Below are 26029 nucleotides of genomic sequence, written 5' to 3'. Positions count from 1 at the left end.
AGATGAAACAAGCAACAATTGAATTTGAAAATGGCGAAAAAATAGTAATTGAAATGTATGAGGAAGCTGCTCCTAATACGGTAGCAAACTTCGAAAAATTAGCAACTAGTGGTTTTTATGATGGTGTTGTATTTCACCGCGTAATACCTGGTTTCGTTGCACAAGGTGGGGATCCAACAGGAACAGGATCAGGTGGACCTGGTTATGCTATTGCTTGTGAAACAGAAGGTAATCCGCATAAGCACAAAGCAGGATCGTTATCAATGGCTCACGCAGGCAAAGATACTGGTGGAAGTCAATTTTTCTTAGTACATGAGCCACAACCTCATTTAGACGGTGTTCATACTGTTTTTGGACAAGTAATAGAAGGTATGGATGTTGTTTTACGTATTAAACAAGGTGACGCTATGAAAACTGTCACATTTGCTGAAAAAGAGTAAGTTCTCGATTAAATAATTTTAAAAGACATATAAAGATATGATTTCCATTTTACTATGGGAATCATATCTTTTTTAAGTTCTTATTGGGGAGAATCAACTCCTTGTTCGATTAATAAATAAAACGTGCATAAAGACGTACTACTAGAGTTACAATTTAAACCATTCAGTTAAGAATTAGAAGCCTTTTTATTTGTATCGATAGACTTATCTTTGTTGGTTTTTCCTAAAGATAATAAAAGAATTGAAAGTATTAAAACTATTGCACCTAATACATTTTGAATGGTTATTTCAATTGGGAAAAACGGAAATGATATTGTAGCAAGTAATAACGGACTGAATGCTCTGGTTACATTAGCGATCGAGAAACGTAAGTGTTGCAAAGCTTTATATAAGAAAAGCGTTCCCAAAAATCCAGTTAAAAGTGAAGATGTAATTATAAAACTTACTCCTGTTATTGAATACTCAGAATTTAAAAGATCTCCTGTTATAGTTGCGTAAAGTAAAACAAATATGAGGGTAATACAATTGTTAGTAAATAAAATAGAATTTGAATCTCTTTCTTTAGACATAGTTTTTTTAATGAATATGTTTGTTAATGCGAAGAAGAACGTATATATAACTGCAAATAAACTACCTAATATATTTGAATCAAAATCTCCACCTCTATTAACAAATAAAAAAGCTCCTAAGATTGCCAGAGTTATAAATATTACTTCCTTTTTACTTAGTCTCTCTTTTAGTATTAAAACGGATAATATCACAGCAAATACAGTATAAAACCTTCCAATAAACCCTATTTCAACTGGAGAAAGTAAATTTGTACTTAAAAATAAAAAGATAACCCCTATTGAATTGAATAAAGCTAACATCATTATTTCCTTTTCAACATAGAAATTCACCTTCCTATGTTGTATTACTCCCAATAGATAACTTGCAATGATAAACAGTTATAGTGTTAATAACAGATGCTTGAGCAGGGGAAATCTCCAATAAACCAAATTTTGATAATAATGGCCCGACCGCCATCGTGATAACAGAAACTAGATTGAAAAAATGACCTTTTTGTAATCCTCCCATTCATCAAACCTCCCCCCAAATTTATATCTCACTAATGTATAAAATTTACAAAGTCCGTAATTATAATTATACTTACTAAAAGGAGAATAAAAAGTGAAAGTTAATGATTGCAATTTCACCTTTTATAGTAGGGGGAACGTATAATCATGAAGCTTATAGAACACTATTTTCATCTTTTTGCTAAGTACTCACAGTTCATAGCGTTTCAAGAGGTCAAATTAACCAGAAGTGAGATTAGTAAAGAGTTACAATGCTCAGAAAGAACTGTAACCAATATCTTGAATAAGATGGCTGATAAAAAGTGGATAAATAGAAATAAAGGAGAAGGAAGAGGGAATGCAACCACAATAATCTTTTTAGTAACTATTGAAGAAATGTTTGATTACTTTGAAGACCAGTCACCTGATTATGATGAAATTATTAGGCTAATATCTTTGTTTGAAAATAATGATTTATATAATGAGATTGAGCAAGTCTTTTATGGTATGATTCTCAAACTTTTTGGACTGAAAGTTGATAATGTAACAAAGGAGAATGAAAATAAAAATGATTATGAACACTTAAAAATCCCATATTTTCGTATTTATAACTCATTAGATCCTGCTGTTGTTGAAAGGGAATCGGAAAGGCACATTGTAGAACAAATTTTCAATACATTAGTTACTTACAGTAAGGAAAGTGAAAGCATAGTGCCAAGTATATCGCATTATTGGGAAGAAAATAATGAGGGGAAGGAATGGACTTTTTATATAAGGAAAGGGGTTAATTTCCACAACAATAAAAACCTTACTTCAAAAGATATAAAATTTAGTTTTGAGAGGCTTGGTAATACACCATCAAAATGGATAATTAGGCATCTGAAAAGTATAAGCTGTATAGGAAGTCACGTTATACGATTTGAATTTTCACAGTCGATGTATAATTGGGATATTCTTATATCCTCCCCCAAGTGCTCCATTGTTCCTGAAGATTATGGTGGTAAAACAAAAGAAATATTTGCTGAAGTTCCCATAGGTACTGGACCTTTTATGATAGAAAAACATGATGAGACATTATTAAATCTAAAAGTTCATCCTACTTATTTTAAGGGTAGGGCCTACCTTGATGAAATTACAATATTTATATTACCAACTATTGAGAAATATTTTAATGCTAATAAAATGAAGCGGGAACCTCTATTTTACATTCCATTTTCGTTAGAAAAAGATAGTGATGATGGATATAATCACGTTCGAAGAAATCATCTATCAACTAAGTATCTTATGTGGAATATGAATAAAAAAACTATTAGAATAAATCATTTATTAAGGAGAAGGGTATCATTAATGATCAACAAAGATAATATGGTTAGGGACTTGGGGTATCCAAGATTTAAAAAGGCAAATTCATTTATAGATCAAGAAAATGATGATTCTTCTAATTCTTGGATTTATCAAGACACTAAGTACGATGAATCTTTAACTTTAATGACATATGAATTGACTCCTAATGAAGATGATATTAATTGGATACAGACTGAATTAACCAAATACGGTATAAAACTTGATATTATTCAAGTGCCATATTCAAGTTTTATAGAAATGTCAAAACAAGCAGATTTAGTTCTATCTGGTTTTCTTTCTGAAAATTCAAGAGAGGTTTCTGTATATAATTTATTTCTATCTGAGAGTAGTGTGTTTTCTGAATTATATAATTTAGAAGAGAAGGTTTATAAGTTTTGTGATAAAGTTATGAGGGAAAAACGACAAGAAAAACGTTTTGAATTGCTAAAACAGTTAGAAGAAAAATTGATTGATCAAGATATAATTATACCGTTATATACTACGTTTCAAAAAGCTCTAATTCATAAAAAATTAATGGGGATATCTCTGAGTACAATTGGATTAGTTCCGTTTGATAGATTATTCTTCCGAAAGAATTAGTACATTGAATTTATAAAAAAAGTTACTAATTGACCACTATTGTTAAGCTGAAAGCTACTTCTTAAAGTGTTAATCACTCTATACTTAGTTTAGTCTTTGTCGTTTTATTTAAGCTTGAAATTATGGATATTTTATAACAATTGCTAGCAAAATCATGACAATCATTAAAAAAAGTAGTATGATCAATATGTGCAAAAAAATAATATATTAGAATAAAGTTTTGAAAACACTTTAAATAGCACAGATATAATAAAAGTTTTAAGAACTTATTGGAACCTTTTGAGGACTGGTAACGTTATACTATATAATAAGTTCTTAAATAATGAGGGGTATATATGTTAATTCGTTTTAAAAAATCACTAGAAAAGATTGCTATGGGACTATTGTCTTTTATGCCGGAAGAAAAAGATGTTAAAAAATTACAACAAACAATTAAGGAATACGAGAACAATGATAATTGGCATTTATATTTGTGGAAAGAAGAAGATGTTTTAGGAGCAATTGGCATATATGTGGATGAAGAATTTGGTAAGGTTATCATTCAGCATATATCAGTTAATCCTTCACACAGAAATACAGGAATAGGCAAGAAAATGGTGAATGGTATTAAAGAACAATATAGTGAGAAATATCAAGTATGTGCCAATGACTTAACAGAAGAGTTTTTAACCAAGTGTGATTCTTAAAGATTTGAAGCCAGCTCCTTATGAGCTGGTTTTTACTTTTTTTAGAGAGAATTTATAGAATCAGGCATTTTTAGTTGTACTATATGCTAAAATAATAATTTAAGATCAGTGTAAATACGGCGATATAGAAAAAAGGGGAAGGATTCTATGCAACAATCCTATCAAGTGAAATTGGATACTTTTGAGGGTCCATTGGATCTTCTTTTACATTTAATTAATCAATATGAAATAGATATCTATGATATTCCTGTTTCAAAAATAACAGAGCAATATATGCACTATATTCATACAATGCAACAGCTTGAATTAAATGTTGCTAGTGAATACTTGGTGATGGCTGCTACATTATTGGCAATGAAAAGTGGACTACTTTTACCAAATCAAGAATTAGATATAGAAGAGGATTATGAAGAAGATCCACGCGAGGAATTAATGCGTCGGTTAATTGAGTATCGGAAGTATAAGGAAGCTGCTAGTCAACTTCAAGATAAAGAATCAGATTTAAGTTATAGCTTTACAAGACCTGCTCAAGTTATAGCGTTTAAAAAGAACCAAGAAAAAGTTAATACGAAAGGTGATCTATCTATTTATGATATGCTTGCAGCAATGCAAAAAGTATTTGATCGCAAAAAATGGAACCGGCCTTTAGAAACAACAATTCAGCGAACGGAGATACCAATTAAACAGCGAATGGAAGAGGTTTTAACTCAATTACAAGATCATAGATTAGGTGTTTCATTTGATGCATTATTTGAATATCCATCACGTTCTCATATAGTTGTGACATTTATGGCTGTACTAGAGCTAATGAAAGATAAAAAAATCTATTGCAAACAAGAAACACATTTTGATGCATTGATTATTTATAGCATGGAGGATAACGCGTGAAACTTAGAAATTATAAAGCAATTTTAGAAGGATTATTATTTGCCACTGGAGATGAAGGTTTAAGTAAAAAACAAATAAAAGCTGTATTAGAAACTGATCTAGATACAGTAGAAGCTATCATTCTTGAATTAAAACAAGATTACGAGCAGATAGAACGTGGTATTATGCTTGTTGAGTCTAAAGATACATACCATTTGGCAACGAAACCAGAGCATACAATTTATTATCAAAAATTGCTGGAATCTCCACACACTTCAAAGCTTTCGCAAGCAGCACTTGAAACGTTGGCCATTATTGCTTACAACCAACCAATTACTCGTACGGAAATTGAGGACATACGCGGGGTTAAAAGTGATCGTGGTGTTCAAACTTTGCTATCTAGAGCACTAATTGAAGAGGTTGGACGAAAAGATGGAATTGGAAGACCAGTAATGTTTGGTACATCCGTTGACTTTTTAACTTACTTTGGATTAAAGTCAATAGAAGAATTACCACCATTACCAGAAAGTGTGAATGAATCAGATGTAAGTGAAGAAGCAGATCTATTTTTTGAGAATTTTGAAGCAAAAATGAATCAAATAGATTAAGAGAAGTAGCGCATTTATGTGCTACTTCTCTTTTTTTAAAGAATAAGAAAGCATATGTAGTTATTGTTGACACCAAAACTTTGTCTGTATCATAGGCTACGTTTGAGGTGATTTGATGGAGAAGAACACAAAAGCTTATCTAAATGACTTGTTACAGTGGTCTGATGAAGTGGAAGAATTGGCACTGCAAAGCAATGAAGATAGACAAGAATTATCAGGTTGGGAAGATTGGAAAATACAATTAGAAGAAGGATTGCAAGAGCGAAGTATTGCTGAACAAGAAATTATGTATTTAAGAGATCAAGCGGAAATTTTCGCACGACGTTTAGAGGGAAATACGAATAACGGTTCGGTTCCAATAGGAAAACATAAACTACCACCATTACCATATGATTATGATGCGCTTGAACCGTTTATTTCAGAAAAAATAATGCGATTACATCATGATCAGCACCATAAGTCTTATGTTGATGGATTAAATAAAGCGGAAGTAGCCATTTATCAAGGAGATTCCAATAATAAGATGTGGAAACATTGGTTTAGAGAGCAAGCCTTTCACGGTTCTGGTCATTATTTGCATACTATTTTTTGGTTTAACATGAAACCAAATGGAGGAGGAAAACCGAAAGATAACACGATGCTTGCTAAACAAATTAATAAAGATTTTGGTTCCTTTAAAAATTTCAAACGAATTTTCACAAGTGGTGCAGGGTCAGTTGAAGGAAGTGGTTGGACATTGCTTGTGTGGTCTCCTCGATCACAGAGATTAGGGATCCAAACAAGAGAAAAACATCAACATTATGCATTAGCGGATAGTATCCCTTTACTAGTACTTGATGTATGGGAACATGCTTATTATTTACAATATGAAAATGATCGCAATGCTTATATAAATGCATGGTGGAATGTAATTGATTGGGAGAACGTTAAAGAAAGGTTTGAAGAAGCGAAACAGATAACTTGGATGCCGCATTAAGAAGATCCTGTAATTGTTTCAAGTCATATGCTCGTCCTTTCTGCATAAGATTATAGAGAAAGTATGTAGAGAGGGTGTAAAAACTTGAAACCAATGCTGCTATTTATAATCGGTTGTATTTGCTTCATAACAATTATTCCTGAAAATGTTGAGGCTAATCCTAGTGTAACAGCTCGTAATGCTATTTTAATGGACCAATCAAATGGTGATGTTCTGTATGAAAAAGCCGCTACTGATCCAGAGTTGATTGCCAGTATAACGAAAATAATGACTGCCGTATTAGCTATTGAATCTGGCAAAATGGAAGAGACTGTGACAATTAGTCATGAAGCTGCTTTCACAGAGGGTTCCTCTATCTATTTGAAGGAAGGAGAGAAAATAAAATTAAAAGACCTTGTTTATGGATTAATGTTGCGTTCTGGAAATGATGCGGCAACAGCAATTGCTGAATACGTTGGTGGTAGCGTAGAAGGGTTTTCTTATTTAATGAATGAGAAAGCAGTTTGGTTAGGAATGGAACAATCACATTTTGATAATCCTCATGGTTTAGATTCGGAATCACACTATTCAACAGCATATGATATGGCTTTATTAACGAAACATGCTATGGAAAATGAACAATTTGTTACGATAACTGGTGCCCAAGCATATCATTCGGATCAACGTACTTATGCTTGGGGAAACAAAAATAAGTTACTAACCACTTATTACTCTTATACAATTGGTGGAAAGACTGGTTATACAAAGGCCGCTGGAAGAACACTGGTATCTGTCGCTAAAAAAAATGATGTAACATTAATAGTAGTGACTTTAGATGATCCAAATGATTGGCAGGATCATATTCGTTTATTTGATTGGGGATTTGAACAATATGATGTATCATCAAGTACCAGTTTATTGCAAGACCAATTAGCAGGAGGAGCGCAAAGTGAAAAACAGGAGAACTTCATAAAAACTGTTTTTACATTTTTTAATAAAATGGTCGGTGCGATGTAGATGGTTAATTACATTTGGGCTGGCATGTCGATTATTGGAATCATTTATGCAATGATTAACGGAACTATGGATCAGGTTAATGAGGCAATTTTTTCAAGTGCATCAGAAGCGGTGACATTATCAATTGGATTAATCAGTGTACTAGTCTTTTGGCTTGGCTTAATGCGCATTGCAGAGAAAGCAGGTATTTTAAGTAAACTATCTGCATTTTTCAAACCATTGGTAACAAGGCTATTTCCAGATATACCGAAAGACCATCCGGCAATGGGGTATATTCTTTCAAATTTTATTGCGAATTTATTTGGGCTAGGAAATGCGGCTACACCAATGGGAATAAAGGCAATGAAAGAAATGAAGTTACTTTCAAATTCGGATAAGGCAAGTCGTTCGATGATCACTTTTTTGGTGATAAACACATCCAGTTTAACGTTAATTCCGACCACTGTAATCGCGATTCGAATGCAGTACCAATCGGCTGCCCCAACAGAAATTGTGGGTACGACAATAATAGCTACGCTAATCACAACGTCATTCGCCATTATAATTGATCGATTATTTTATTTGAAAAGGGTGAGTAAAAACAAAAAATGAACACCATTACATTAATCAGTGCATGGATTATACCGAGTATGGTGATGATTGTGTTAATTACTGCTACAGTAAAAAAACTCCCTACATACGAACTATTTGTTGAAGGTGGAAAAGAAGGAGTTAAAACGGCGATTTCGTTACTACCATTCCTCTTAGGGATGATTGTATCAATTGCTATCTTCCGCAGTTCAGGAGCATTGGATGCATTTATTACCTTACTAGAACCAGTTTTATCATTTTTAGGCATCCCTAGTGAGATAGCACCTTTAGCATTTACAAGGCCAATATCTGGCACAGCAGCATTAGCGATTACTGCAGAACTAATCAAGATATATGGGCCGGATTCCTTTATTGGAAGACTTGCTTCTACGATGCAAGGCAGCACAGATACGACGTTTTATATTATCACTGTCTACTTTGGTGCAGTAGGTATTCATAAAATGGGTGATGCATTAAAAGTTGGACTAATAGCAGATTTTATTGGTATAATAACATCAATTATAGTTGTATCAATTGTATTTTCACAATAAAAGCGTTAACGCTACTGTTAACGCTATTGTTTTGTTGAGCTTTTTCTGTCAAAATAACAATACAAAACAAGTTATTAAAAATCGAATGAAATTATGGTGATATTATGTCAAATAAAGAAGAACGTTTACAAAAAGTGATTGCACACAGTGGAGTTACTTCAAGAAGAAAAGCAGAAAAACTTATCGAGGATGGAAAAGTAACAGTTAATGGAAAAAAAGTTAAGAAGCTTGGAACAAAAGTAACACCAGATGATCAAATTGAAGTAGAAGGTTTACCACTTGAAAAGGAACAGCCTGTCTATTATGTCGTATATAAACCTAGAGGCGTGATCTCTAGTCTGAAAGATGATAAAGATCGAAAAGTACTTACAGACCTCATTCCATTCTTAAAAGAACGTGTTTATCCTGTAGGTAGATTAGATTATGATACCTCTGGTATTATTTTGCTGACAAATGATGGAGATTTTGCTCAATTATTAATGCACCCGAGTCACGAAATGGATAAAGTATATGTTGCCAAAATCGAGGGTATACCATCAAGAGAAGCTATTAAAGAATTGAGAAAAGGTGTTAAATCTGAAGGTGAAGTTTTAAAAGCTATTCATGCTAAAATTTTATCAACCGATGAACAAAAAAACACAGCTATAATGGAACTAGTCCTGCATCAAGGTAAAAATCGCCAAGTAAGAAGAATGTTTGAGGGGATTAATCATCCAGTTAAAAAACTTAAACGAGAGCGTTATGGATTTTTGACGTTGCAAGGTTTACAGCCAGGTGATTACCGTGAATTAACTCCACATGAAGTCAAGCAGCTTCGTAACGAAGCAATGCAAGTAAAAACAAAAGAGTAACTTTATTTTAAAATTAGAAAAACCTATGTGTTTATTGCGAAATATGTTGAAATAATCACCTTTTTATTCAACTGACCAAATAAATAGAGAAGATTAATTAATGTAGGGGTAGGAGAAAGGGGTATTTGATATGGATGAAAACAATAAGATACTCGTGGTAGAAGATGAAGAAAGAATTAGGCGATTATTAAAAATGTATTTAGAAAGAGAAGGTTATATTGTCGACGAAGCCGATGATGGTTTTCGAGGTCTCGAATTTGCGATTGAAGAAGACTATACATTAATTATATTAGATTTAATGCTTCCAGGCCAAGATGGTATTGAAGTTTGTAAAGGTATACGTGAAAAGAAAACGACACCTATTATCATGTTGACAGCTAAAGGGGAAGAAGCAAATCGTATAGAAGGCTTTGAAGTTGGGGCAGATGATTATATTGTTAAACCATTTAGTCCTAGAGAAGTAGTACTACGAGTAAAAGCATTGTTAAGAAGGTCATCCTCCATACCGGTATCCAATCTAGATAAAACAGCAAAAGATATACTTGAATTTCAACATATCTTAATAGAAAATGATGCGCACCGTGTGTTAGTAGAAGGAATTGAAGTTGGATTAACGCCAAAGGAATATGAATTACTCCATTTCTTAGCTAGTTCACCTAATAAAGTCTTTGAACGTGAACAACTTTTAAAAGAAGTTTGGAAGTACGAATTCTTTGGTGATTTACGAACTGTAGACACACATGTAAAACGTTTACGTGAAAAGTTAAATAAGGTCTCAACAGATGCAGCGAAAATGATTGTGACGGTGTGGGGAGTAGGCTACAAATTTGAAGTAGCTGATGCCTAATGTTTTGGAGAAGTGTTGTATTTAAGCTTTGGGTAACTTTTTTAATTGTTATCTTTGTTGTGTTAGCAATTATTAGTTTTTTTCTTTTGGAGTTTTTTGAGGGTTATCATGTAAACCAAGCAGAAAAAGAATTATTGGATACTGCCAATAAAGTGTCAACATTGCTAAGTGAATATGAAGATCAAGAACTTATTGAAAAAATGATAACTACAATTAAAGATCCTGCAAGTAGGATTATTATTGTAGAAAATGAAGAAGAAAGTTGGATATCGGAAAGTACGGATGAAACACTTCCACTCATAACTAAAGAATGGTTATTTAACAAGGAGGATTATAGATCTGTTTACTTTAATAACAATGTGGTAAAGACAGAAACAACGCTAGATGATGGTACCCAAGTTTTGTTGGTAGGTACTAGGTTAACTGATCAAGTAGGAGCAGTTTATGCTTATCAATCAAGTAATGTTGTTGCTGCCACTACAGAACAGACTACACGTATCATTCTCTTAGCAGCTGCAATTGCTATCGTGTTAATGACTATTTTTGCATTTTTTCTATCAACACGAATAACAGCACCCTTAATTCAAATGCGTAAAGCAGCTTCAGAATTAACAAAAGGTGAATTTCGTACGAAGGTACCAATTTTAACACATGATGAAATTGGTGAATTAGCTATGGCATTTAATCGAATGGGTAGGCAACTCAATTATCATATTGATGCATTAAGTCAAGAAAAAGAACAATTGTATAGTATTTTACGATCAATGGCTGATGGTGTTATCACATTAAATCGAGTAGGAGATATTATTGTTTCTAATCCACCTGCTAATAAATTCTTAGAAGACTGGCGTTATGAGCTAGATATGGAAGATGAAGAAACATTACCACATGAAGTGAAAGATCTTATGCAAGAGGTAATAACAATTGAATCTGAGTCTATGCGTGAAGTGTTTATTCAAGGACGTAACTGGGTTATGATCATGTCTCCGTTATACGATCAGACAAAAGTACGTGGAGTCGTTGCTGTTATTCGTGATATGACAGAAGAACGAAAAATGGACAAGTTACGTGAAGAGTTTATTGCAAATGTATCGCATGAGTTACGTACGCCAATTTCCATGCTTCAAGGATACAGCGAGGCAATAGTGGATGATATTGCTGAATCGAAAGAAGAAAAAAATGAATTAGCGCACATTATCCGAGATGAATCGTTACGAATGGGTAGATTGGTCAATGAACTACTTGATCTTGCAAGGATAAAAGCAGGACAAATTCAATTAAATAAAGAACTAATAGAAGTAGAGTTATATTTAGATCGAATTATTCGAAAGTTTAAAGGTCTATCTAATGAAAAACAAATTACTTTAACATATTCTATTACTAATAAAGAATTGCTATTATTATTTGATCCGGATCGGATGGAACAAGTCTTAACTAATTTGATTGACAATGCAATTAATCATACACAAGAACAGGGTGAGATTGTTGTTGGTGTAGAAGAACAAAATAAGAAAGTACGTTTTACGATCAAGGATAACGGATCGGGTATTCCACAAGATGACTTACCGTTTGTATTTGAACGATTTTATAAAGCAGATAAATCAAGAAAAAGAAAAGCTGGAAAGAAAGGTACAGGTCTTGGTTTAGCGATTGCCAAAAATATCGTGGAAGCACACAGAGGGAATATATCTGTTCAAAGTAAGCAATCAGAAGGTACTACTTTTACTTTTGAGCTTCCCAAAAGTAATGGTGAAGAGTAAACTAATAAAATAGCGTGTTATTGGTGTATGTAACATAACAGGGAATCTGGTGTGAGACCAGAACTGTCCTCGCAACTGTAAGTACAGACGAAATGAATAAGTCCACTGTATCAATTTTCGGTATGGGAAGGGTTCAAAGTAGATAAATGTACAAGTCAGTAGACCTACCAATTTCACTTTATCAATGCTTCGAGGGTTGAGCGATTGATTTGTTTGTTAATGTTAATTTTTAATTTATTTCACAAATTATTGTTCAGTCCTCCAAAAAAATGGAGGAATTTATTATGAAAAATCACGTAAAGTTAATTATGGCCTTCTTACTTAGTACACTAATCTTATTTGGTTGTGGACAAACAGAGACACCAGATGAAACAACTAATGTAGAAGAGCAAGAACAAGTAGTTAATATAACTATTTCAACAGATAATGGAGAAGAAGTTATTTCTTCGGAAACGATTGAAATAGAAGAGAATGAAATATTGATGGATGTATTGGAAGAAAACTATGAAATTGAAGATGCTGATGGCTTTATAACTTCGATAGATGGTGTCGAGCAATCGGATGATAAGTATTGGTTGTATGAAGTAAATGGTGAACAAGCTAATGTTGGTGCAAGTGAATATGAGTTATCATCAGGTGATGAAGTTATTTTTGATTTACATGGAACGGAATAATTAATGAAGCAGACATATCGTTTAACACTCATTGCTGTGTTAGCTTCATTATGTGTTGTTGGACGAGTAGGCTTTCAATTTTTACCAAACATACAGCCCGTAACTGCAATTATTATTATTACGGGCTTTTTTTTAGGACCGTTTTCTGCTTTCTTTTTAGCAGTTATCACTACATATATATCCAATTTGTTCTTAGGCATGGGAATTTGGACGGTTTGGCAAATCATTGCTTGGTCGATTATCGGTATTTTTAGTGGTTTATTAGGAAAAATGTATCTTAAGAAGCCATTCATTTATTTATTGATTTATGCTCTAATAGCTGGTTTATTCTTTGGATTTACATTTGCTATTACGAACTATTTTATTACAGGTAAGTTTCTTGCTTATTATTTAGCAGGTCTGCCATTTGATATCTCTCATGCAATTGGTAATGTCGTGTTTCTATTCGTATTGTATGAACCTCTTTCGCTTATTTTTAAAAGATATTTGTAGATAAACGAAATTGTGTAACCTTTTGTCATAACTGACGACTAATATACTAGGACGGGAGGTCTTATAAATGAAGACCACGTTTGAAGACATATATAATAAATATCATCAAGATTTATTTCAATATATCTTTTATATGGTCAAAGATAAGTCTTTGGCTGAAGATCTTATTCAAGAAGTGTATATCAAAGTTCTAAAATCATATGATTCTTTTCGAGGTGAAAGTTCCGAAAAAACATGGTTGTTTTCTATTGCAAGACATACAACAATGGATTCTTTTAGAAAACAAACACGAAATAAACAGCGACTAATAGACTTTTTAAATTTCAATAAACAGGCGTCTGATTTTAAGGACACTTCCCGGTTACCTGAAGAGATTGTTATTCTTGATGAGGAATTAAAGGATATTTATTATCAGTTAGATAAGTGTAGTCTAGATCAAAAACAGGTATTAATATTACGTTATTTGCAATCTTTAACCATTCAAGAAACAGCTGATATTATGGGTTGTTCAACTAGTAAGGTGAAAACTACACAACATCGAGCGCTTAAAAAATTACAAACACTACTACGAGATCAACAAGAGAGGGGGTAATAATCATGGATCAACAGAGGTTAGGTGAAACAGATTTAGAACAAAAACTAAAAGAAATGCCAAAAATACATGATCATCAATCAAAAGAGCACTTGTATAGCAATATCCAACAAAAACTAAATTCAACGCCAAAATCTAAGCAAAATCGATCCTGGATTATTCCTTCTCTGGCTTTAATCGCCGCTTTTTCTTTAGTTTTTATTTTTATACGAAGTTCCAATACAACAGAGTTTGAACGTGCAGAACAAATAGAAGATAATGGAGATAAAGTAACCTCACAAGAAGAAGCTATTTCAGGGGATTCAAGTGAAAATAGTATGATCATAGATGATGCAGTGGTAGATATGGAAAGTATGTTATATTACAAAGAATTTGAACAAGAACAAATGTTTACACTAGCAGTAGCTGATCAAAATTATCAATATGCTATACCAATCACATTAGTTGATTCTACTTCAACAGGAGAACCAAATGATTATTATAACCGAATTAACAGTTTTGTTGGAGACTTAGTAGTAGATGCTGGAATAAAAACTTTCCCATTTGAAGATATTGTGTTTGAGTTTACTGATAATAATAAACAACTTTTTATGACGGTTTCAGATGCATATGAATTTCCTCCAGGCTCTAGTAACGCAAATATGTTTCAAAAAATGTTGAATCTCATGTTCACACCATATGGGATTACTAATATTATTACACAAACAGAATCTATGGATCCAGTAACCTTGGGGCCATTTGGAGAGCTAGATAAATTCCCTTTAAGTGAGATTAAAAACCAAGTTTATAAAATTTATCAGTATGAAGATCGAGATAAGTTACTTATACCTACTAGTGTTAATGAAATAGTATCTATAAACGAAGCATTAACTCTTATGCAAATGGATGAGGGACAGTATATCGAAGCAACTATTCCAAAAGATACCAGTTTTAACTTAGAAGAGAAGAGCACTGAGGACATACTGATTTCATTTTCAGAGTCAACTGACTTTGCTGATAATCAGCTAACCATGTCGATGATTGAAGCGATTCTAATAACAGCTAAAACATTTGGCTATAGAAGTGTGGAATTCGATATCCCAATTGATAGTGAAGTAGTAGGCGAATACAGACTTCAGGAAGCTATTCCGGTACCGGATGGGGTTAATCCCCTTGTCTTACACTGATCACCGAGAAGTATAAACATAAAAGTGAAGGTTCCAATTGATATTGGTACCTTCACTTTTTGAATGATAAGGAATTATTTTTCAAATTTGAATGGATCACGATCAAAGGAATCGTTAGCAATCTTTATCGAGTCAGTTGGACAACCTTCATGCGCATCCAACATATCTTCTTCTAATATTTCTGGTATTTTAACGTTTCCTGTATTATCATCTAAGAGAACGTAGGCAATTCCCTCATCATCATAATCGTATATTTCAGGAGCTGCTGCCCCGCATGCACCGCAGGCAATGCATGTATCTTTATCTACTATTGTGTAATGAGCCATGCTAATTCTCCCTTCTTGCTATTTCATGATCTATAAAAAGTATGTCTTCCTTTACTATTTTAAGTGGGAATACTTATTTTTGCAATGAGAGTGTAGGAGGAGATAAAGAATACATTCCCTGACTATTTTTAAAAAAGGAGTTAAAGTATATGTTCAGGTCAATCTTACTAGACTGTATAGCCAGTATAAGTATGGAACGAAGTACTGCTTCTATTTTTCATCTCTTAGTTGGAAAGCGTTCGATACAAACTTTACAAGATGCTAAACTCTATAAAATAACCAGATATTTCGGTATTTGTAAGCATTTAGATAGAAACTACTTTGAGCAGGAAATTAAATCCCTTATTATTGATAACTATATTACAGTGGATCAACAAAATAATGCAAGTATCACGCGAAGTGGTGAAACGTATTTAAATATAAGAATTGATAGCTACCCTATTCATCAATTAAATGGCTTTATCTTTGATCGAATCAGTGATTTATTTTGGCTACGACTACAATTGTGGATTCAAACCTATACAAATATGGCTCGGCAAAAGGGCTACTTTGTTGCCATTACCGATCAAAAAGACATACAAGCATGGGTGAAGAAACATTTTCAAATGCATAGAGATGAATCGGACCAATGGTTAGCTGGTGTGTATCGTGAATTATCTAGATTTCTCAAAACAATTAATCCAGAATTAGCACAATTATTTGTAGATCGATTAACAGGTTATCAAAAGATCGGCTTAACGTTGGATCAATTAGCAAGAAAGAATCAGACAACTCCTATCGATATGCATTTATATTTAACTATTACCCTACATAAATTACTAACTTATCTACAGGAACGAGAAAATGAATTGATATATTTACCGGTATTTTATCAATTTACAAAGACATCGAAGAAATTCATTACGAATTCAGCAGAAAAAACGTTTATTTTAGTAAAAAAAGGATTCGATGTTGAGCAAATTTCCCAAATTAGACAACTGAAAATAAATACTATAGAAGATCATATTGTTGAAATTGCTTATATTGATCCCGACTTTTCAATTAAGCCTTATGTTGATCAAGAGTCATTTACAATAATACTTGCTGCAATAAGAAATAATAAAACAGTAAAATTAAAACAAATCAAAGAAATGGCAGGAAATAATTTTAGTTATTTTCAAATTCGCCTCGTATTAACATATGCTGATCTTGTGCAGAAGGAGGATTTATTGAAATGAGTCAATTAGAAAAGCTATTACAAGAGTATTTTGGCTATAATGCTTTTCGAACTGGACAAAAGGAAATTATTGAAGATGTTTTAGCGGGGAATAATGTCTTAGGGGTTTTACCTACAGGTTCAGGGAAATCAATTTGTTATCAAATTCCTGCTATTAAGGGAGATAACACCGTCATTGTCGTATCGCCACTTCTATCTCTTATGTCAGACCAAGTAAAACAGTTAAAAGCAAGGGGATTTAAGCAGGTTGTAGCAATAAATAGTTTTGTTGACCACAAGGAAAGACACTTTTTATTTGATCAATTGGATTCTTATAAATTAATCTATCTTTCACCAGAAATGTTACAAAACGATCGTTTATTGGAGCGATTAAAAAGATTGAAAATATCGCTGTTTGTTATTGATGAAGCACATTGCATATCTCAATGGGGACATGAATTCAGACCTGATTACCTTAAACTAAACCCGGTTATAGAAGCGTTGAATAATCCACCGATATTAGCACTGAGCGCAACAGCAACACCTGAAGTTCAAAAGGATATTGCTAAACAATTGAATAACGCTCATTTAAATAAGCATGTCTATCCAATGGATCGAGATAATATTGCGTTTACAGTTCAAGCTCTTCAATCAAAACAAGAAAAAGTAAACTATTTAAAAAGATTATTAGGGAAATTCCCAGTTCCAACTATGATTTATTTCTCCAGTAAAAAGGAAGCTGAGTTTGTTGCAAGTCAGTTAAGAGATAGTCTAACGGAACTTCGTATTGCCTTTTATCACGGTGGGATGGAACAAGTAGATCGCATTTTAATTCAACAGCAATTTATGGAGAATCAATTAGATGTCATATGTTGTACGAGTGCATTTGGAATGGGTATTGATAAATCAAATGTACGTCTCGTAGTACACTATCATATTCCAACGCAAATTGAATCATTTATTCAAGAAATTGGTAGGGCAGGTAGAGATGGATTGTCTAGTGTCAGTCTAGTATTGCATGCACCTTACGATGATATTTTACCAAAGCGCTTAATTGAGTCAGAGTTGCCAACAACTGAACAAATTCCTATAATTATCAATAGACTTGATTCACTAGCAAGATCAGAAAAGTCTATTGATTTAGGTAGCCCATTATTATTAGAAGAGTTTCAAATAAATGAGACACAATGGCGATTTTTACATTATCAACTAGAAAAACATGATATGATTAAAGAAAATCGTATTTTGCCGATATATGATAAGAAGAGAGAAATAGTTGACGTAATAACACAAAGAATTATAGAAAGAACAAACTACAAAATAAACAAATTAGATGAAATGTTAACATGGGTTACCTGTGAGTCTTGTAGAAGAGAACGATTATATCAAGCGTTTCAACCTAATTGTTCAAAAGCAAAGTATCTCTGCTGTGATTACTGTGATTTTGAATTTAATAAATGGGAACCAATCATTGAATCAAAGCAACTTATAGAAAGTAGTTGGGAGATCGAATTAGCAAATTTGTTTTTTCGAGAGGGAAGTAAATGAAAAATAAACAAGCAGCTATTATTGCTACTATGACTAGTAAACAAGTCAGACAACAAGTTTATATATCACAAAGTCTCCTGCTTATTATAAGTCTTATCTGTGCTTGGTTTATTTATGGTTCATTTACCTTTTTTTCAGAACTGTTTGAGGGGTCTGTCACTGAAATAATGCTGTATGGTTTACTACCAGGTTTTATTGTTGTGATAATCGATATGGTTATGTATAAGACCCTGCCTAAACGCTATTGGGATGATGGCGGTATTAACGAAAAAATATTTAGAGGAAGTAATATCTACCAAATTATTATGTTAACAATGTTTGTTGCAATAGCAGAAGAGGTATTGTTTCGTGGGGTATTGCAGCCTAGTATTGGCTATATCGCAACGAGTTTACTATTTGCTTTTATTCATATCCGGTATTTGTTTAAGCCTGTTTTATTTATTAGTGTTGTTATGCTAAGTTTCTATATTGGTTTTATGTTTGAAATTACAAATAATCTTGGTGTAACGATCATCATGCATTTTGTTATTGACTGCAGTTTAGCTTTATACTTACGTTTTTTAGGAGGGGTTAAAGATGAGTGACTATAGAGAAGATCAAGCAATGAGACTACGCGAGCAAATGAATCAAATTCAACGTGACTCTACTGCTACTGAACAACCAAGTGCTACTCCTGAAAAATTAGAGGAAGATGAGCCAAACATTGATATTTTAGATTTACCACCACGGAGCTACGTACATGCAGATAAAAAAGCAAAAACAAAATGGAAGATAAATTTTTTGTTTATTCGTTTTTTAATGGTCTTATTTATTATTATTGTAGGTTTAGTTTTAACATATCAGGTATGGGGAGAAGAATGGTTTAAATCGGTTAATGAAGAGAATGCAGTCTATTCACTTCCTGGAGGGGAAACAGTTACGGTTATTCCGATAAATCAAGATTTATCGAACGAAGTGACTATTTCTATAGTGAAGGATACCAATGAGAACGAATTTGTTGAAGTGACTGGCAGATACTATCATGTAACAGAAAGTGATACATTAATTTCAATTGCAGAAAATTATTATCAAAGAACAAGCGTTGTTAGTTCTTTACGTGTATTGAATGAGTTAGATTCAAATGTTATCACACCGGGTCAAAAACTTTTTTTACCCAATGAAAAAGAACTGAAGATAGTAGAATGAAAACCTTCAGTTCTTTTTATTGATTACTAAGCATTATTGCCTTTCATCTATACTTGCCCTGTGCCTGTAGAAAGTGTAATATACTTTTTGAGCGCGTGAAACCTGTAATGTTTACGTCTATTATTTTAGTGAGGATTATTTAAAAAAATTGTTTTTTATCTTTTTCATCAATTAATATTTGAGCAGCTTCTCTAAAACGTTGAGAATGTACAATTTCTCGTTCACGTAAAAACTTCAAACTGTCATTTAATTGCGGATCATCCGATACATTGATAATCCATTGATATGTGGCACGTGCTTTTTCTTCTGCTGCAATATCTTCATAGATATCTGCAATCGGATCACCTTTTGCTTGAATATAGGAAGCAGTCCAAGGAGCACCAGCAGCATTTTGGTAATATAACGCGCTATCATGATTAACATAATGAGCGGCTAAACCAGCTTTTTCCATTTGCTCTGGGGTAGCATCTTTAGTTAATTTATATATCATAGTGGCTATCATTTCTAAATGAGCAAATTCCTCAGTACCAATATCATTTAAGAGACCTACTACTTTATCTGGAATGGTATAACGTTGGTTTAGGTATCGTAAAGCCGCGGATAATTCCCCATCAGCCCCCCCATATTGTTCGATAAGATATTTCGCTAAACGTGGATTACATTCGGTTACGCGAACTGGATATTGCAATTTCTTTTCATAATACCACAAATTGTTTTCCTCCTTTTACACTTGCCAAGGCCATGGTGCATCATCCCAATTCCATGGATAACCAGAGTAGCTTTTCCCAAAATGCATGAGTGGTCCAAACTGTTTTTCGAAATTTTTCTTTAATTTTTTGCTTTCTAATGTACATTGATTAAATTGTTGAATAGCATCTATATCTTCGGGATGCGTGTCTAAATATAAATTAAGTTCAACTAGAACAAAATCAATTGCTTGAATTTGTTCTAACAGATCATAGTATTGTTGAGGCATTTGTTTAGGGGTGCTCATGTTTGTTCTCTCCCTTTCTTAGGTGGATAAGGATCAAATAGTGCGGGCCATAAAGTACCTGCAAACAGTGCTTCACGCGCTGTAGGATATTGTGCAAGATTTGGCGGTTGAAATCCCATGTACAAGTTAGGGGGTGTCGAATAACTCTTTTTTATAATAGGGGGACAGGGGTCAAACGGACTGATATAAGGATAGTAATATTTAGTATTTGTTTGATTCATTTATAGAACCTCCTTCTCTAAAAAATAACTATGTTACAATGTATGGCATATAAGCGTGTCCTATGTGTATAATGATAAATATTACATCTTTTTATCGTAATAAACGGAATAAAATAGTAAATGAAAAATGAGGTGTTTAATGTGTTTGTAAGAAGTGCAATGAAACCAATTCATAAATGTTTTGTAATAGCTCCAAATAAATCATTAAAAAGTGCAATAGAAATGATGGATAAAGAAAGTATTCAAGCGATGCCTGTAGTTGATGAGAATAAAATTTTTATAGGAATGATCTCAAAACAAGATATTTATAAGGCGTTTTTCCAAGAAAATTCTGATCAAACTAATTTTCTGGAATCGAAAAAAGTAACAGATATTTTAACACAACATAATGTATATATTTCTGAAGATGAGGTATTTGAAAATACGTTAACAACTTTTAAAGGCTTTCCGATATTAGCTGTTGTTAATGATGATAGAAAATTTCTTGGCATAATCAGTCGTTTTGATGTAATTGAACAGTTTGAAAGTGTATTTGGAATGAAGAAACCGGGTGTTCGTATTGCGTTTACTTCTGAAGAATCAAAAGGTCGTTTTGCTAGATTAGCAGACATTTTAAAACAACTACAGGCTAATATTATTTCTATAACAACATTTGACGAAACAGACAAATTAGCAAGACGGATTGTTTTAAAAGTTAATGAGGAAGTAGATACGAGTAAACTGAAAAGTAAATTAGAAAGAGCGGGTTTTCGTGTTTTAGATATTAAGAATATGTAAAGGCATCTGTATTGAAATCTATTTGCTTTCAATCGTGCTACCTGTACTATATAATATAATTTCAAATAAGGTACTTTTAATTAAATGAAAGTACCTTATTTGCAAACAATTAAATTTTTTTGCTTATTAATGGGTTGGTATTCGTTACAAATTCGTATACAATAACATATTATGATATAAATTACGTATTACAATATAAAGGTATTTAATAAGGGGGGTAATTAACATGCGTTTAGAAAGACTTTCTTCTGATCAATTTAAAATTTTTCTGACTTTTGATGATTTAGTTGATAGAGGTTTAACAAAAGAAGATCTATGGAAAGATTTACCCAGAATGCAAGCTTTATTTCACGATATGATGTATGAAGCTAGTGATGAATTGGGATTTGAATTAGAAGGTGTATTATTGGTGCAAGTTCACGTAATGCAAGCACAGGGTATGTTAATTATCGTAACACAAAGTGATGTTGAAGATGAAGAAGATGAAGAAGATTTTATAGAAATGAAAGTAACGTTGGACGAAAGTAAAGAATTGATCTTTCTATTCCAATCGTTTGAGGATCTGATTCAATTAGCAATACATTTAGAACAAGTTGGCATAACAGGCGGTACGGTTTATTCATTTGACGGAAATTATTATATGGAATTGACGGATGAAGAGGTAGTTGATATGAACCGAGAACATGTTATAGCAATTTTGTCCGAGTTTGCTTCACCTAGTATTCTAACATCCCATCGTTTAATTGAATACGGCAATACAATTATGTCACAAAACGCGGTAGAACAATTAAACAAATACTTTGCTAACTAAAAGAAATAATTGCTAGGGGGATCTACTATGCAAGAAGAGCAAGCTATTATTATTGGGGCTGGTCCCTGTGGTATGTCAGCAGCTATAGCATTACAAGACAAAGGCATTAACCCTTTACTAATTGAAAAGGGGAATGTAGTGAATGCTATTTATCAATACCCAACACACCAAACATTTTTCAGTTCCAGTGATCGTTTAGAAATTGGAGAAATACCATTTATTACAGAATTTAAAAAGCCTGTCCGCAATCAAGCGTTAGCCTATTATCGTGAAGTAGCAAGAAGAAGAGAGCTACGTATTAATAGTTACGAACGAGTAGTAAAGGTAAAACATGAAGATGGCGCTTATCTTTTGTATACAGAAACTAATAATGGTTCACAAAATGTTTACAAAGCTGGTTTTGTTATTGCTGCAACTGGTTACTATGATCAACCAAATGAAATGGGTATAAAAGGGGAAGAACTTTCCCATGTAAGTCATTACTTCAAAGAAAGTCATCCTTATTACAATAAAAACGTTGTCGTCATTGGTGGAAAAAATTCTGCCGTTGATGCAGCGTTAGAGTTACATAAAGCTGGGGCGCATATTACTGTACTTTATCGGGGCAGTGATTACTCTGATAGCATTAAACCATGGATATTACCTGGATTTGTTGCACTAGCAAGTAAAGGAAGGATAACAATGGAATTTAATGCTATTATTACAGAAATTAAGAAAGATACGGTAGACTTTACTGTTCATACACAACGGAAACATGCAAAAGCAGATTTTGTCTTTGCAATGACTGGTTATCAACCTGATCAATCTTTCCTAAGAGAAATGGCTATTAAAGTAGATATTGCAACTGGAAGACCTGTATTTAATCAAGAAACAATGGAAACAAATGTTGAAAATATATATATTGCTGGTGTTATTGCAGCTGGGTTTAATAACAATGAGATATTTATTGAAAACGGTCGATTTCATGGGCCTCTAATCGCTGAAGATATAGCAAAAAAAATAAAAAAACGCATGAAATAAAGCAGCACAATTGTGCTGCTTTATTTCGCTTCAAATATCGTTTCTAACCGATCTAGTGAACAATTAGATTCAAGCAATAAAAGTAACTTGATTCTTGCCTTTTGACCAGTTAGACCTTTCGCAAATAAAACACCGGCATTTTTTAATTGTTTTCCACCGCCAGGGTAATCATATGTTGGTTGAACAATTCCCTTAAAACTTCGTGATACTAAAACAACTGGAATTGACTTTTTAATAAGTTGTTCGATGGAATCTACGATAGCTGGAGGTAAATTTCCTTGGCCAAACCCCTCTATAACTATTCCATCTAATGAAATCGAAGTTACTGCATTAAATAATGTTTGATCCATTCCAGCATAGGCCTTAATTAAGGGAACTTGTTTCGTTATTGATTCTACTTTATACGTTTCAAATGAAATCGATTTATGATAAAAATAAACTGTTTGTTTCGTTAGCATACCTATAGGTCCAAATTGCGGACTTTTAAAGGTTGCGATATTACTTGTTGAGGTCTTTGTTGCATATGCCGCAGTATGAATTTCATCATTCATTACAACAAGTACTCCTTTTTCCTCAGACTCTTCAGCACTTGCAACGCGGATAGCACTAATTAAATTATATAAACCATCTGATCCTATCTCATTGCTTGAACGCATTGCACCTGTTATAACAATTGGTTTATTTGTTTCCAAATACAGATCTAAGAAATAAGCGGTCTCCTCTAACGTATCTGTACCGTGTGTAATTACAATGCCATCGTATGTGTTGGTTTTTAAATTTCTTTCAATATGTTGACCTAGTTTTAACATATGAACTGGTGTAATGTGTGGAGAGGGTAAATCAAATAAATAGTCGTCATTTACTTTTGCGAATTGCTTTATTATTGCATCTTCACTTGCCAAGGGATGGCTATTGGTAGTGGAGACAGAACCAGTATTCGCATTCTCTGTCATTGCAATGGTTCCACCAGTATGGATGAGTAAAATATTTTTCATTATTTTGCACCAACTTTATTATTTGTATTTTCAAGTCTCATACTTTCATGATACGATGAAAGTAATTTTTATGGAAGAGGGTGCCGAATTATGGTAGCACTTTTATCTGCTGGTATTGCACCAGCACTTGCTCTAATGTCTTTTTTTTATTTGAAAGACCGTTTTAATACGGAGCCACTTTTACCGATAATTCGTAGTTTTATATATGGTGCTCTTCTTGTTTTCCCAATAATGTTTATTCAATATGCATTTTCAGTTGAAAATATTGGTCAGTCTCCATTAGTATCTTCTTTTATATTAACCGGTTTATTAGAAGAATTCTTTAAATGGTTTATATTTATATATACGATTTACAAGTTCACTGCTTTTGATTCCGTTTACGACGGAATAATATATGGTGTTGCAATTAGTTTAGGTTTCGCTACACTTGAGAATATCTTGTACTTATTTGCACATGGAATTGAATATGCTATCGGTAGAGCTATATTCCCCGTTTCCTCACATGCTTTATTTGGTGTGATCATGGGTTATTATTTAGGTAAGGCAAAGTTTAATTCAACACATTCCCGAGCTGTCATGATCAGTGCCCTCTTCATTCCAGTAACCTTACATGGCTTGTATGATTATATTTTACAAATTGTTCCTGGAGGTAGATGGATATATATATTAATACCATTTATGGTTATATTATGGTTAAATGGAATGAAAAAAGTGAAGGTGGCAAATCAACCATATATCCCAATTTGTAATCAAGTTAAAAGCGAGAATATGACTGATTTATAGCAAGTATTCCTTACGAGACCGTAATGAGAATACTTGCTTTTTTTATGGAATTAACGATGTAGTTAACTAAATTCAATGTATAAAATCATTATTTCGCACGAAAATACATAACAAGATAGAAATCATTACTTCTAAGAATCTAGGAGGAGCGCAGGATGAATATAGTTAAAAAAAGCATCTTCTTATTTAGTTTCGTAGGTATACTATTAAGTTTTACGAACGTTGTACCTATAAACACAAGTCATGCATTTAGCGACCAAGTAATTCAGCATGGTGCAACTGGTGAAGATGTTATAGAGTTACAAGCAAGATTACAGTATATCGGATTTTATAACGGAAAAATTGATGGTGTGTTCGGATGGAGCACGTATTGGGCATTACGCAATTTTCAGTACGAATTTGGAATGGAGATTGATGGTTTAGCAGGTACAGCTGCAAAGCAAAAGTTAGAAAAAGCAACTGAATATGATAGAGCATATGTAAAGCAACAAATTGAAGCAGGTAATAATTTTACGCATTATGGTGGTATGTCCAATGCGGATCAAGTAAAAAAGAAAAATAATGCCCAAGAAGCACAACCTGCACCTAAACAAGAAAAAACAGAAGAACCAAAGGCAGAAGAACAACCACAAGCACCAACTAAAGAACAACCACAACCACAAGCAGAAGAGGCAGAAGAAAGCCCAGATACCTCACTTGAACCAACTGCGGTAAATGTTCCTAATGGATTTTCACAAAATGATATTCAATTAATGGCAAATGCTGTTTATGGAGAAGCAAGAGGAGAGTCGTATGAAGGACAAGTTGCTGTAGCCGCAGTCATATTAAATAGGGTGAACAGCGCCACTTTTCCAAATACAGTTTCTGGAGTGATTTTTGAACCGAGAGCATTCACTGCTGTAGCAGATGGACAGATTTGGTTAACGCCAAATGATCGAGCTAAGGATGCTGTTGTTGATGCGATTAACGGGTGGGATCCAACTGGAGAAGCCATTTATTATTTTAATCCAGATACTGCTACATCTAGTTGGATTTGGTCAAGACCTCAAATCAAAAAAATAGGTAAACATGTTTTTTGTATGTAAGAAAGGAGTATGAC

The 26029-nt window shown here is 33.2% G+C and carries 32 protein-coding genes and 1 riboswitch; of the genes, 25 read left to right on the top strand and 7 right to left on the bottom strand.

Annotated features, from left to right (window positions below; all coding sequences use genetic code 11):
* Nucleotides 1–2: 2 nt before the first annotated feature.
* Complete coding sequence (locus DM447_RS10765) at nt 3–440, top strand: peptidylprolyl isomerase (RefSeq protein ID WP_112181225.1); 438 nt, start codon at nt 3–5, stop codon at nt 438–440.
* Between the two features lie 167 nt (nt 441–607).
* Here DM447_RS10765 and DM447_RS10760 read toward each other — a convergent pair whose 3' ends face one another.
* Complete coding sequence (locus DM447_RS10760) at nt 608–1309, bottom strand: DMT family transporter (protein ID WP_338418757.1); 702 nt, start codon at nt 1307–1309, stop codon at nt 608–610.
* A gap of 34 nt (nt 1310–1343) precedes the next feature.
* Nucleotides 1344–1517, bottom strand: coding sequence for a hypothetical protein (locus DM447_RS18550; protein ID WP_241964516.1), 174 nt, complete (start codon nt 1515–1517; stop codon nt 1344–1346).
* 146 nt (nt 1518–1663) lie between these two features.
* Here DM447_RS18550 and DM447_RS10755 point away from each other — a divergent pair, with 146 nt between their 5' ends.
* From DM447_RS10755 to DM447_RS10685, 15 genes are all read left to right on the top strand, one after another.
* Nucleotides 1664–3439 carry an ABC transporter substrate-binding protein gene (locus DM447_RS10755; RefSeq protein WP_112181224.1) on the top strand — a complete coding sequence of 592 codons (1776 nt, stop codon included), beginning with the start codon at nt 1664–1666 and terminating at the stop codon, nt 3437–3439.
* A gap of 335 nt (nt 3440–3774) precedes the next feature.
* Nucleotides 3775–4125, top strand: a complete 351-nt coding sequence (locus DM447_RS10750; RefSeq protein ID WP_112181223.1) for a GNAT family N-acetyltransferase — start codon at nt 3775–3777, stop codon at nt 4123–4125.
* A 147-nt stretch (nt 4126–4272) separates the two neighbouring features.
* The gene (locus DM447_RS10745; protein ID WP_112181222.1) at nt 4273–5013 is read left to right on the top strand and encodes a segregation/condensation protein A; all 741 of its coding nucleotides are present in this window, start codon (nt 4273–4275) and stop codon (nt 5011–5013) included.
* The gene (scpB, locus tag DM447_RS10740; protein ID WP_112181221.1) at nt 5010–5600 is read left to right on the top strand and encodes an SMC-Scp complex subunit ScpB; all 591 of its coding nucleotides are present in this window, start codon (nt 5010–5012) and stop codon (nt 5598–5600) included. The genes DM447_RS10745 and scpB overlap by 4 nt, the downstream gene beginning before the upstream one ends.
* A 115-nt stretch (nt 5601–5715) precedes the next feature.
* Nucleotides 5716–6576 (top strand): superoxide dismutase, encoded by an 861-nt coding sequence (locus DM447_RS10735; protein WP_112181220.1) that lies wholly within the window; start codon nt 5716–5718, stop codon nt 6574–6576.
* Between the two features lie 93 nt (nt 6577–6669).
* The gene (locus DM447_RS10730) at nt 6670–7572 is read left to right on the top strand and encodes a D-alanyl-D-alanine carboxypeptidase family protein (protein WP_112182727.1); all 903 of its coding nucleotides are present in this window, start codon (nt 6670–6672) and stop codon (nt 7570–7572) included.
* Nucleotides 7573–8163: a nucleoside recognition domain-containing protein gene (locus DM447_RS10725; protein ID WP_112181219.1), complete on the top strand. Its 591-nt coding sequence runs from the start codon at nt 7573–7575 to the stop codon at nt 8161–8163.
* On the top strand, nt 8160–8693 hold the full coding sequence (locus DM447_RS10720; RefSeq protein ID WP_112181218.1) for a spore maturation protein: 534 nt from the start codon (nt 8160–8162) through the stop codon (nt 8691–8693). Before DM447_RS10725 ends, DM447_RS10720 begins: the two co-directional genes overlap by 4 nt.
* A gap of 104 nt (nt 8694–8797) precedes the next feature.
* Entirely contained in the window at nt 8798–9544 is a 747-nt protein-coding gene (locus tag DM447_RS10715; protein ID WP_112181217.1) for a pseudouridine synthase, read from the top strand.
* Between the two features lie 130 nt (nt 9545–9674).
* On the top strand, nt 9675–10391 hold the full coding sequence (locus DM447_RS10710; RefSeq protein ID WP_112181216.1) for a response regulator transcription factor: 717 nt from the start codon (nt 9675–9677) through the stop codon (nt 10389–10391).
* Entirely contained in the window at nt 10391–12151 is a 1761-nt protein-coding gene (locus tag DM447_RS10705; RefSeq protein ID WP_112181215.1) for an ATP-binding protein, read from the top strand. The genes DM447_RS10710 and DM447_RS10705 overlap by 1 nt, the downstream gene beginning before the upstream one ends.
* A gap of 4 nt (nt 12152–12155) precedes the next feature.
* A riboswitch (cobalamin riboswitch) is annotated at nt 12156–12337 on the top strand.
* Between the two features lie 98 nt (nt 12338–12435).
* Nucleotides 12436–12825, top strand: a complete 390-nt coding sequence (locus DM447_RS10700; protein WP_232824039.1) for a DUF4430 domain-containing protein — start codon at nt 12436–12438, stop codon at nt 12823–12825.
* A 3-nt stretch (nt 12826–12828) separates the two neighbouring features.
* Entirely contained in the window at nt 12829–13317 is a 489-nt protein-coding gene (locus tag DM447_RS10695; protein WP_112181213.1) for an ECF transporter S component, read from the top strand.
* Between the two features lie 67 nt (nt 13318–13384).
* On the top strand, nt 13385–13909 hold the full coding sequence (locus DM447_RS10690) for a sigma-70 family RNA polymerase sigma factor (RefSeq protein ID WP_112181212.1): 525 nt from the start codon (nt 13385–13387) through the stop codon (nt 13907–13909).
* Between the two features lie 5 nt (nt 13910–13914).
* On the top strand, nt 13915–15075 hold the full coding sequence (locus DM447_RS10685; RefSeq protein WP_112181211.1) for a hypothetical protein: 1161 nt from the start codon (nt 13915–13917) through the stop codon (nt 15073–15075).
* A 74-nt stretch (nt 15076–15149) separates the two neighbouring features.
* Here the strand turns inward: DM447_RS10685 and DM447_RS10680 are convergent, their stop codons facing one another.
* Complete coding sequence (locus DM447_RS10680) at nt 15150–15401, bottom strand: ferredoxin (RefSeq protein WP_112181210.1); 252 nt, start codon at nt 15399–15401, stop codon at nt 15150–15152.
* Between the two features lie 149 nt (nt 15402–15550).
* Between DM447_RS10680 and DM447_RS10675 the strand changes: the two genes are divergently transcribed.
* Genes DM447_RS10675 through DM447_RS10660 form a run of 4 tightly spaced genes read left to right on the top strand, consistent with a single transcriptional unit; the run spans nt 15551 to nt 19329 of the window.
* Nucleotides 15551–16618, top strand: coding sequence for a YpbB family protein (locus tag DM447_RS10675; protein WP_112181209.1), 1068 nt, complete (start codon nt 15551–15553; stop codon nt 16616–16618).
* Nucleotides 16615–18144 (top strand): RecQ family ATP-dependent DNA helicase, encoded by a 1530-nt coding sequence (locus tag DM447_RS10670; protein ID WP_112181208.1) that lies wholly within the window; start codon nt 16615–16617, stop codon nt 18142–18144. The genes DM447_RS10675 and DM447_RS10670 overlap by 4 nt, the downstream gene beginning before the upstream one ends.
* Nucleotides 18141–18728 (top strand): CPBP family intramembrane glutamic endopeptidase, encoded by a 588-nt coding sequence (locus DM447_RS10665; protein WP_112181207.1) that lies wholly within the window; start codon nt 18141–18143, stop codon nt 18726–18728. The genes DM447_RS10670 and DM447_RS10665 overlap by 4 nt, the downstream gene beginning before the upstream one ends.
* Nucleotides 18721–19329: a LysM peptidoglycan-binding domain-containing protein gene (locus DM447_RS10660; protein ID WP_112181206.1), complete on the top strand. Its 609-nt coding sequence runs from the start codon at nt 18721–18723 to the stop codon at nt 19327–19329. Before DM447_RS10665 ends, DM447_RS10660 begins: the two co-directional genes overlap by 8 nt.
* A 139-nt stretch (nt 19330–19468) precedes the next feature.
* On the opposite strand, the gene DM447_RS10655 is transcribed toward DM447_RS10660, so the two are convergent.
* Genes DM447_RS10655 through DM447_RS10645 form a run of 3 tightly spaced genes read right to left on the bottom strand, consistent with a single transcriptional unit; the run spans nt 19469 to nt 20544 of the window.
* Nucleotides 19469–20038, bottom strand: coding sequence for a manganese catalase family protein (locus DM447_RS10655; RefSeq protein ID WP_112181205.1), 570 nt, complete (start codon nt 20036–20038; stop codon nt 19469–19471).
* Nucleotides 20039–20053: 15 nt separating this feature from the next.
* A complete protein-coding gene (locus DM447_RS10650; RefSeq protein WP_232824038.1) occupies nt 20054–20323 on the bottom strand; it encodes a spore coat protein CotJB in 270 nt (89 codons plus the stop codon).
* Entirely contained in the window at nt 20320–20544 is a 225-nt protein-coding gene (locus tag DM447_RS10645; RefSeq protein ID WP_112181204.1) for a spore coat associated protein CotJA, read from the bottom strand. The genes DM447_RS10650 and DM447_RS10645 overlap by 4 nt, the downstream gene beginning before the upstream one ends.
* A gap of 141 nt (nt 20545–20685) precedes the next feature.
* Between DM447_RS10645 and DM447_RS10640 the strand changes: the two genes are divergently transcribed.
* The 3 genes from DM447_RS10640 to DM447_RS10630 all read left to right on the top strand — a co-directional run bounded on the left by DM447_RS10640 (nt 20686) and on the right by DM447_RS10630 (nt 23152).
* Nucleotides 20686–21321 carry a CBS domain-containing protein gene (locus DM447_RS10640; protein WP_162632634.1) on the top strand — a complete coding sequence of 212 codons (636 nt, stop codon included), beginning with the start codon at nt 20686–20688 and terminating at the stop codon, nt 21319–21321.
* 226 nt (nt 21322–21547) lie between these two features.
* Nucleotides 21548–22132 carry a genetic competence negative regulator gene (locus tag DM447_RS10635; protein WP_112181202.1) on the top strand — a complete coding sequence of 195 codons (585 nt, stop codon included), beginning with the start codon at nt 21548–21550 and terminating at the stop codon, nt 22130–22132.
* Between the two features lie 27 nt (nt 22133–22159).
* Nucleotides 22160–23152 carry a YpdA family putative bacillithiol disulfide reductase gene (locus DM447_RS10630; protein ID WP_112181201.1) on the top strand — a complete coding sequence of 331 codons (993 nt, stop codon included), beginning with the start codon at nt 22160–22162 and terminating at the stop codon, nt 23150–23152.
* 20 nt (nt 23153–23172) lie between these two features.
* Here DM447_RS10630 and DM447_RS10625 read toward each other — a convergent pair whose 3' ends face one another.
* Entirely contained in the window at nt 23173–24147 is a 975-nt protein-coding gene (locus DM447_RS10625) for an asparaginase (RefSeq protein ID WP_112181200.1), read from the bottom strand.
* Between the two features lie 90 nt (nt 24148–24237).
* Between DM447_RS10625 and prsW the strand changes: the two genes are divergently transcribed.
* Together prsW and sleB are read left to right on the top strand one after the other, a co-directional pair.
* Complete coding sequence (prsW, locus tag DM447_RS10620) at nt 24238–24930, top strand: glutamic-type intramembrane protease PrsW (RefSeq protein ID WP_112181199.1); 693 nt, start codon at nt 24238–24240, stop codon at nt 24928–24930.
* A gap of 155 nt (nt 24931–25085) precedes the next feature.
* Nucleotides 25086–26015, top strand: a complete 930-nt coding sequence (gene sleB, locus DM447_RS10615) for a spore cortex-lytic enzyme (RefSeq protein WP_112181198.1) — start codon at nt 25086–25088, stop codon at nt 26013–26015.
* Nucleotides 26016–26029: the final 14 nt, after the last annotated feature.

The sequence above is a fragment of the Paraliobacillus zengyii genome (assembly GCF_003268595.1).
Classification (GTDB): domain Bacteria; phylum Bacillota; class Bacilli; order Bacillales; family Amphibacillaceae; genus Paraliobacillus_A; species Paraliobacillus_A zengyii.
Note: the sequence above shows the minus strand (reverse complement) of the source record. Positions and strands in the feature narration are given on the sequence as shown.

What these genes read in the sequence shown, in the direction of transcription:
- DM447_RS10765 (WP_112181225.1), top strand. Translation starts at nt 3, where the DNA reads ATGAAACAAGCAACAATTGAATTTGAAAATGGCGAAAAAATAGTAATT.
- DM447_RS10760 (WP_338418757.1), bottom strand. Translation starts at nt 1,309, where the DNA reads ATGTTAGCTTTATTCAATTCAATAGGGGTTATCTTTTTATTTTTAAGT.
- DM447_RS18550 (WP_241964516.1), bottom strand. Translation starts at nt 1,517, where the DNA reads ATGGGAGGATTACAAAAAGGTCATTTTTTCAATCTAGTTTCTGTTATC.
- DM447_RS10755 (WP_112181224.1), top strand. Translation starts at nt 1,664, where the DNA reads ATGAAGCTTATAGAACACTATTTTCATCTTTTTGCTAAGTACTCACAG.
- DM447_RS10750 (WP_112181223.1), top strand. Translation starts at nt 3,775, where the DNA reads ATGTTAATTCGTTTTAAAAAATCACTAGAAAAGATTGCTATGGGACTA.
- DM447_RS10745 (WP_112181222.1), top strand. Translation starts at nt 4,273, where the DNA reads ATGCAACAATCCTATCAAGTGAAATTGGATACTTTTGAGGGTCCATTG.
- DM447_RS10735 (WP_112181220.1), top strand. Translation starts at nt 5,716, where the DNA reads ATGGAGAAGAACACAAAAGCTTATCTAAATGACTTGTTACAGTGGTCT.
- DM447_RS10730 (WP_112182727.1), top strand. Translation starts at nt 6,670, where the DNA reads ATGCTGCTATTTATAATCGGTTGTATTTGCTTCATAACAATTATTCCT.
- DM447_RS10725 (WP_112181219.1), top strand. Translation starts at nt 7,573, where the DNA reads ATGGTTAATTACATTTGGGCTGGCATGTCGATTATTGGAATCATTTAT.
- DM447_RS10720 (WP_112181218.1), top strand. Translation starts at nt 8,160, where the DNA reads ATGAACACCATTACATTAATCAGTGCATGGATTATACCGAGTATGGTG.
- DM447_RS10715 (WP_112181217.1), top strand. Translation starts at nt 8,798, where the DNA reads ATGTCAAATAAAGAAGAACGTTTACAAAAAGTGATTGCACACAGTGGA.
- DM447_RS10710 (WP_112181216.1), top strand. Translation starts at nt 9,675, where the DNA reads ATGGATGAAAACAATAAGATACTCGTGGTAGAAGATGAAGAAAGAATT.
- DM447_RS10705 (WP_112181215.1), top strand. Translation starts at nt 10,391, where the DNA reads ATGTTTTGGAGAAGTGTTGTATTTAAGCTTTGGGTAACTTTTTTAATT.
- DM447_RS10700 (WP_232824039.1), top strand. Translation starts at nt 12,436, where the DNA reads ATGAAAAATCACGTAAAGTTAATTATGGCCTTCTTACTTAGTACACTA.
- DM447_RS10695 (WP_112181213.1), top strand. Translation starts at nt 12,829, where the DNA reads ATGAAGCAGACATATCGTTTAACACTCATTGCTGTGTTAGCTTCATTA.
- DM447_RS10690 (WP_112181212.1), top strand. Translation starts at nt 13,385, where the DNA reads ATGAAGACCACGTTTGAAGACATATATAATAAATATCATCAAGATTTA.
- DM447_RS10685 (WP_112181211.1), top strand. Translation starts at nt 13,915, where the DNA reads ATGGATCAACAGAGGTTAGGTGAAACAGATTTAGAACAAAAACTAAAA.
- DM447_RS10680 (WP_112181210.1), bottom strand. Translation starts at nt 15,401, where the DNA reads ATGGCTCATTACACAATAGTAGATAAAGATACATGCATTGCCTGCGGT.
- DM447_RS10675 (WP_112181209.1), top strand. Translation starts at nt 15,551, where the DNA reads ATGTTCAGGTCAATCTTACTAGACTGTATAGCCAGTATAAGTATGGAA.
- DM447_RS10670 (WP_112181208.1), top strand. Translation starts at nt 16,615, where the DNA reads ATGAGTCAATTAGAAAAGCTATTACAAGAGTATTTTGGCTATAATGCT.
- DM447_RS10665 (WP_112181207.1), top strand. Translation starts at nt 18,141, where the DNA reads ATGAAAAATAAACAAGCAGCTATTATTGCTACTATGACTAGTAAACAA.
- DM447_RS10660 (WP_112181206.1), top strand. Translation starts at nt 18,721, where the DNA reads ATGAGTGACTATAGAGAAGATCAAGCAATGAGACTACGCGAGCAAATG.
- DM447_RS10650 (WP_232824038.1), bottom strand. Translation starts at nt 20,323, where the DNA reads ATGAGCACCCCTAAACAAATGCCTCAACAATACTATGATCTGTTAGAA.
- DM447_RS10645 (WP_112181204.1), bottom strand. Translation starts at nt 20,544, where the DNA reads ATGAATCAAACAAATACTAAATATTACTATCCTTATATCAGTCCGTTT.
- DM447_RS10635 (WP_112181202.1), top strand. Translation starts at nt 21,548, where the DNA reads ATGCGTTTAGAAAGACTTTCTTCTGATCAATTTAAAATTTTTCTGACT.
- DM447_RS10630 (WP_112181201.1), top strand. Translation starts at nt 22,160, where the DNA reads ATGCAAGAAGAGCAAGCTATTATTATTGGGGCTGGTCCCTGTGGTATG.
- DM447_RS10625 (WP_112181200.1), bottom strand. Translation starts at nt 24,147, where the DNA reads ATGAAAAATATTTTACTCATCCATACTGGTGGAACCATTGCAATGACA.
- prsW (WP_112181199.1), top strand. Translation starts at nt 24,238, where the DNA reads ATGGTAGCACTTTTATCTGCTGGTATTGCACCAGCACTTGCTCTAATG.
- sleB (WP_112181198.1), top strand. Translation starts at nt 25,086, where the DNA reads ATGAATATAGTTAAAAAAAGCATCTTCTTATTTAGTTTCGTAGGTATA.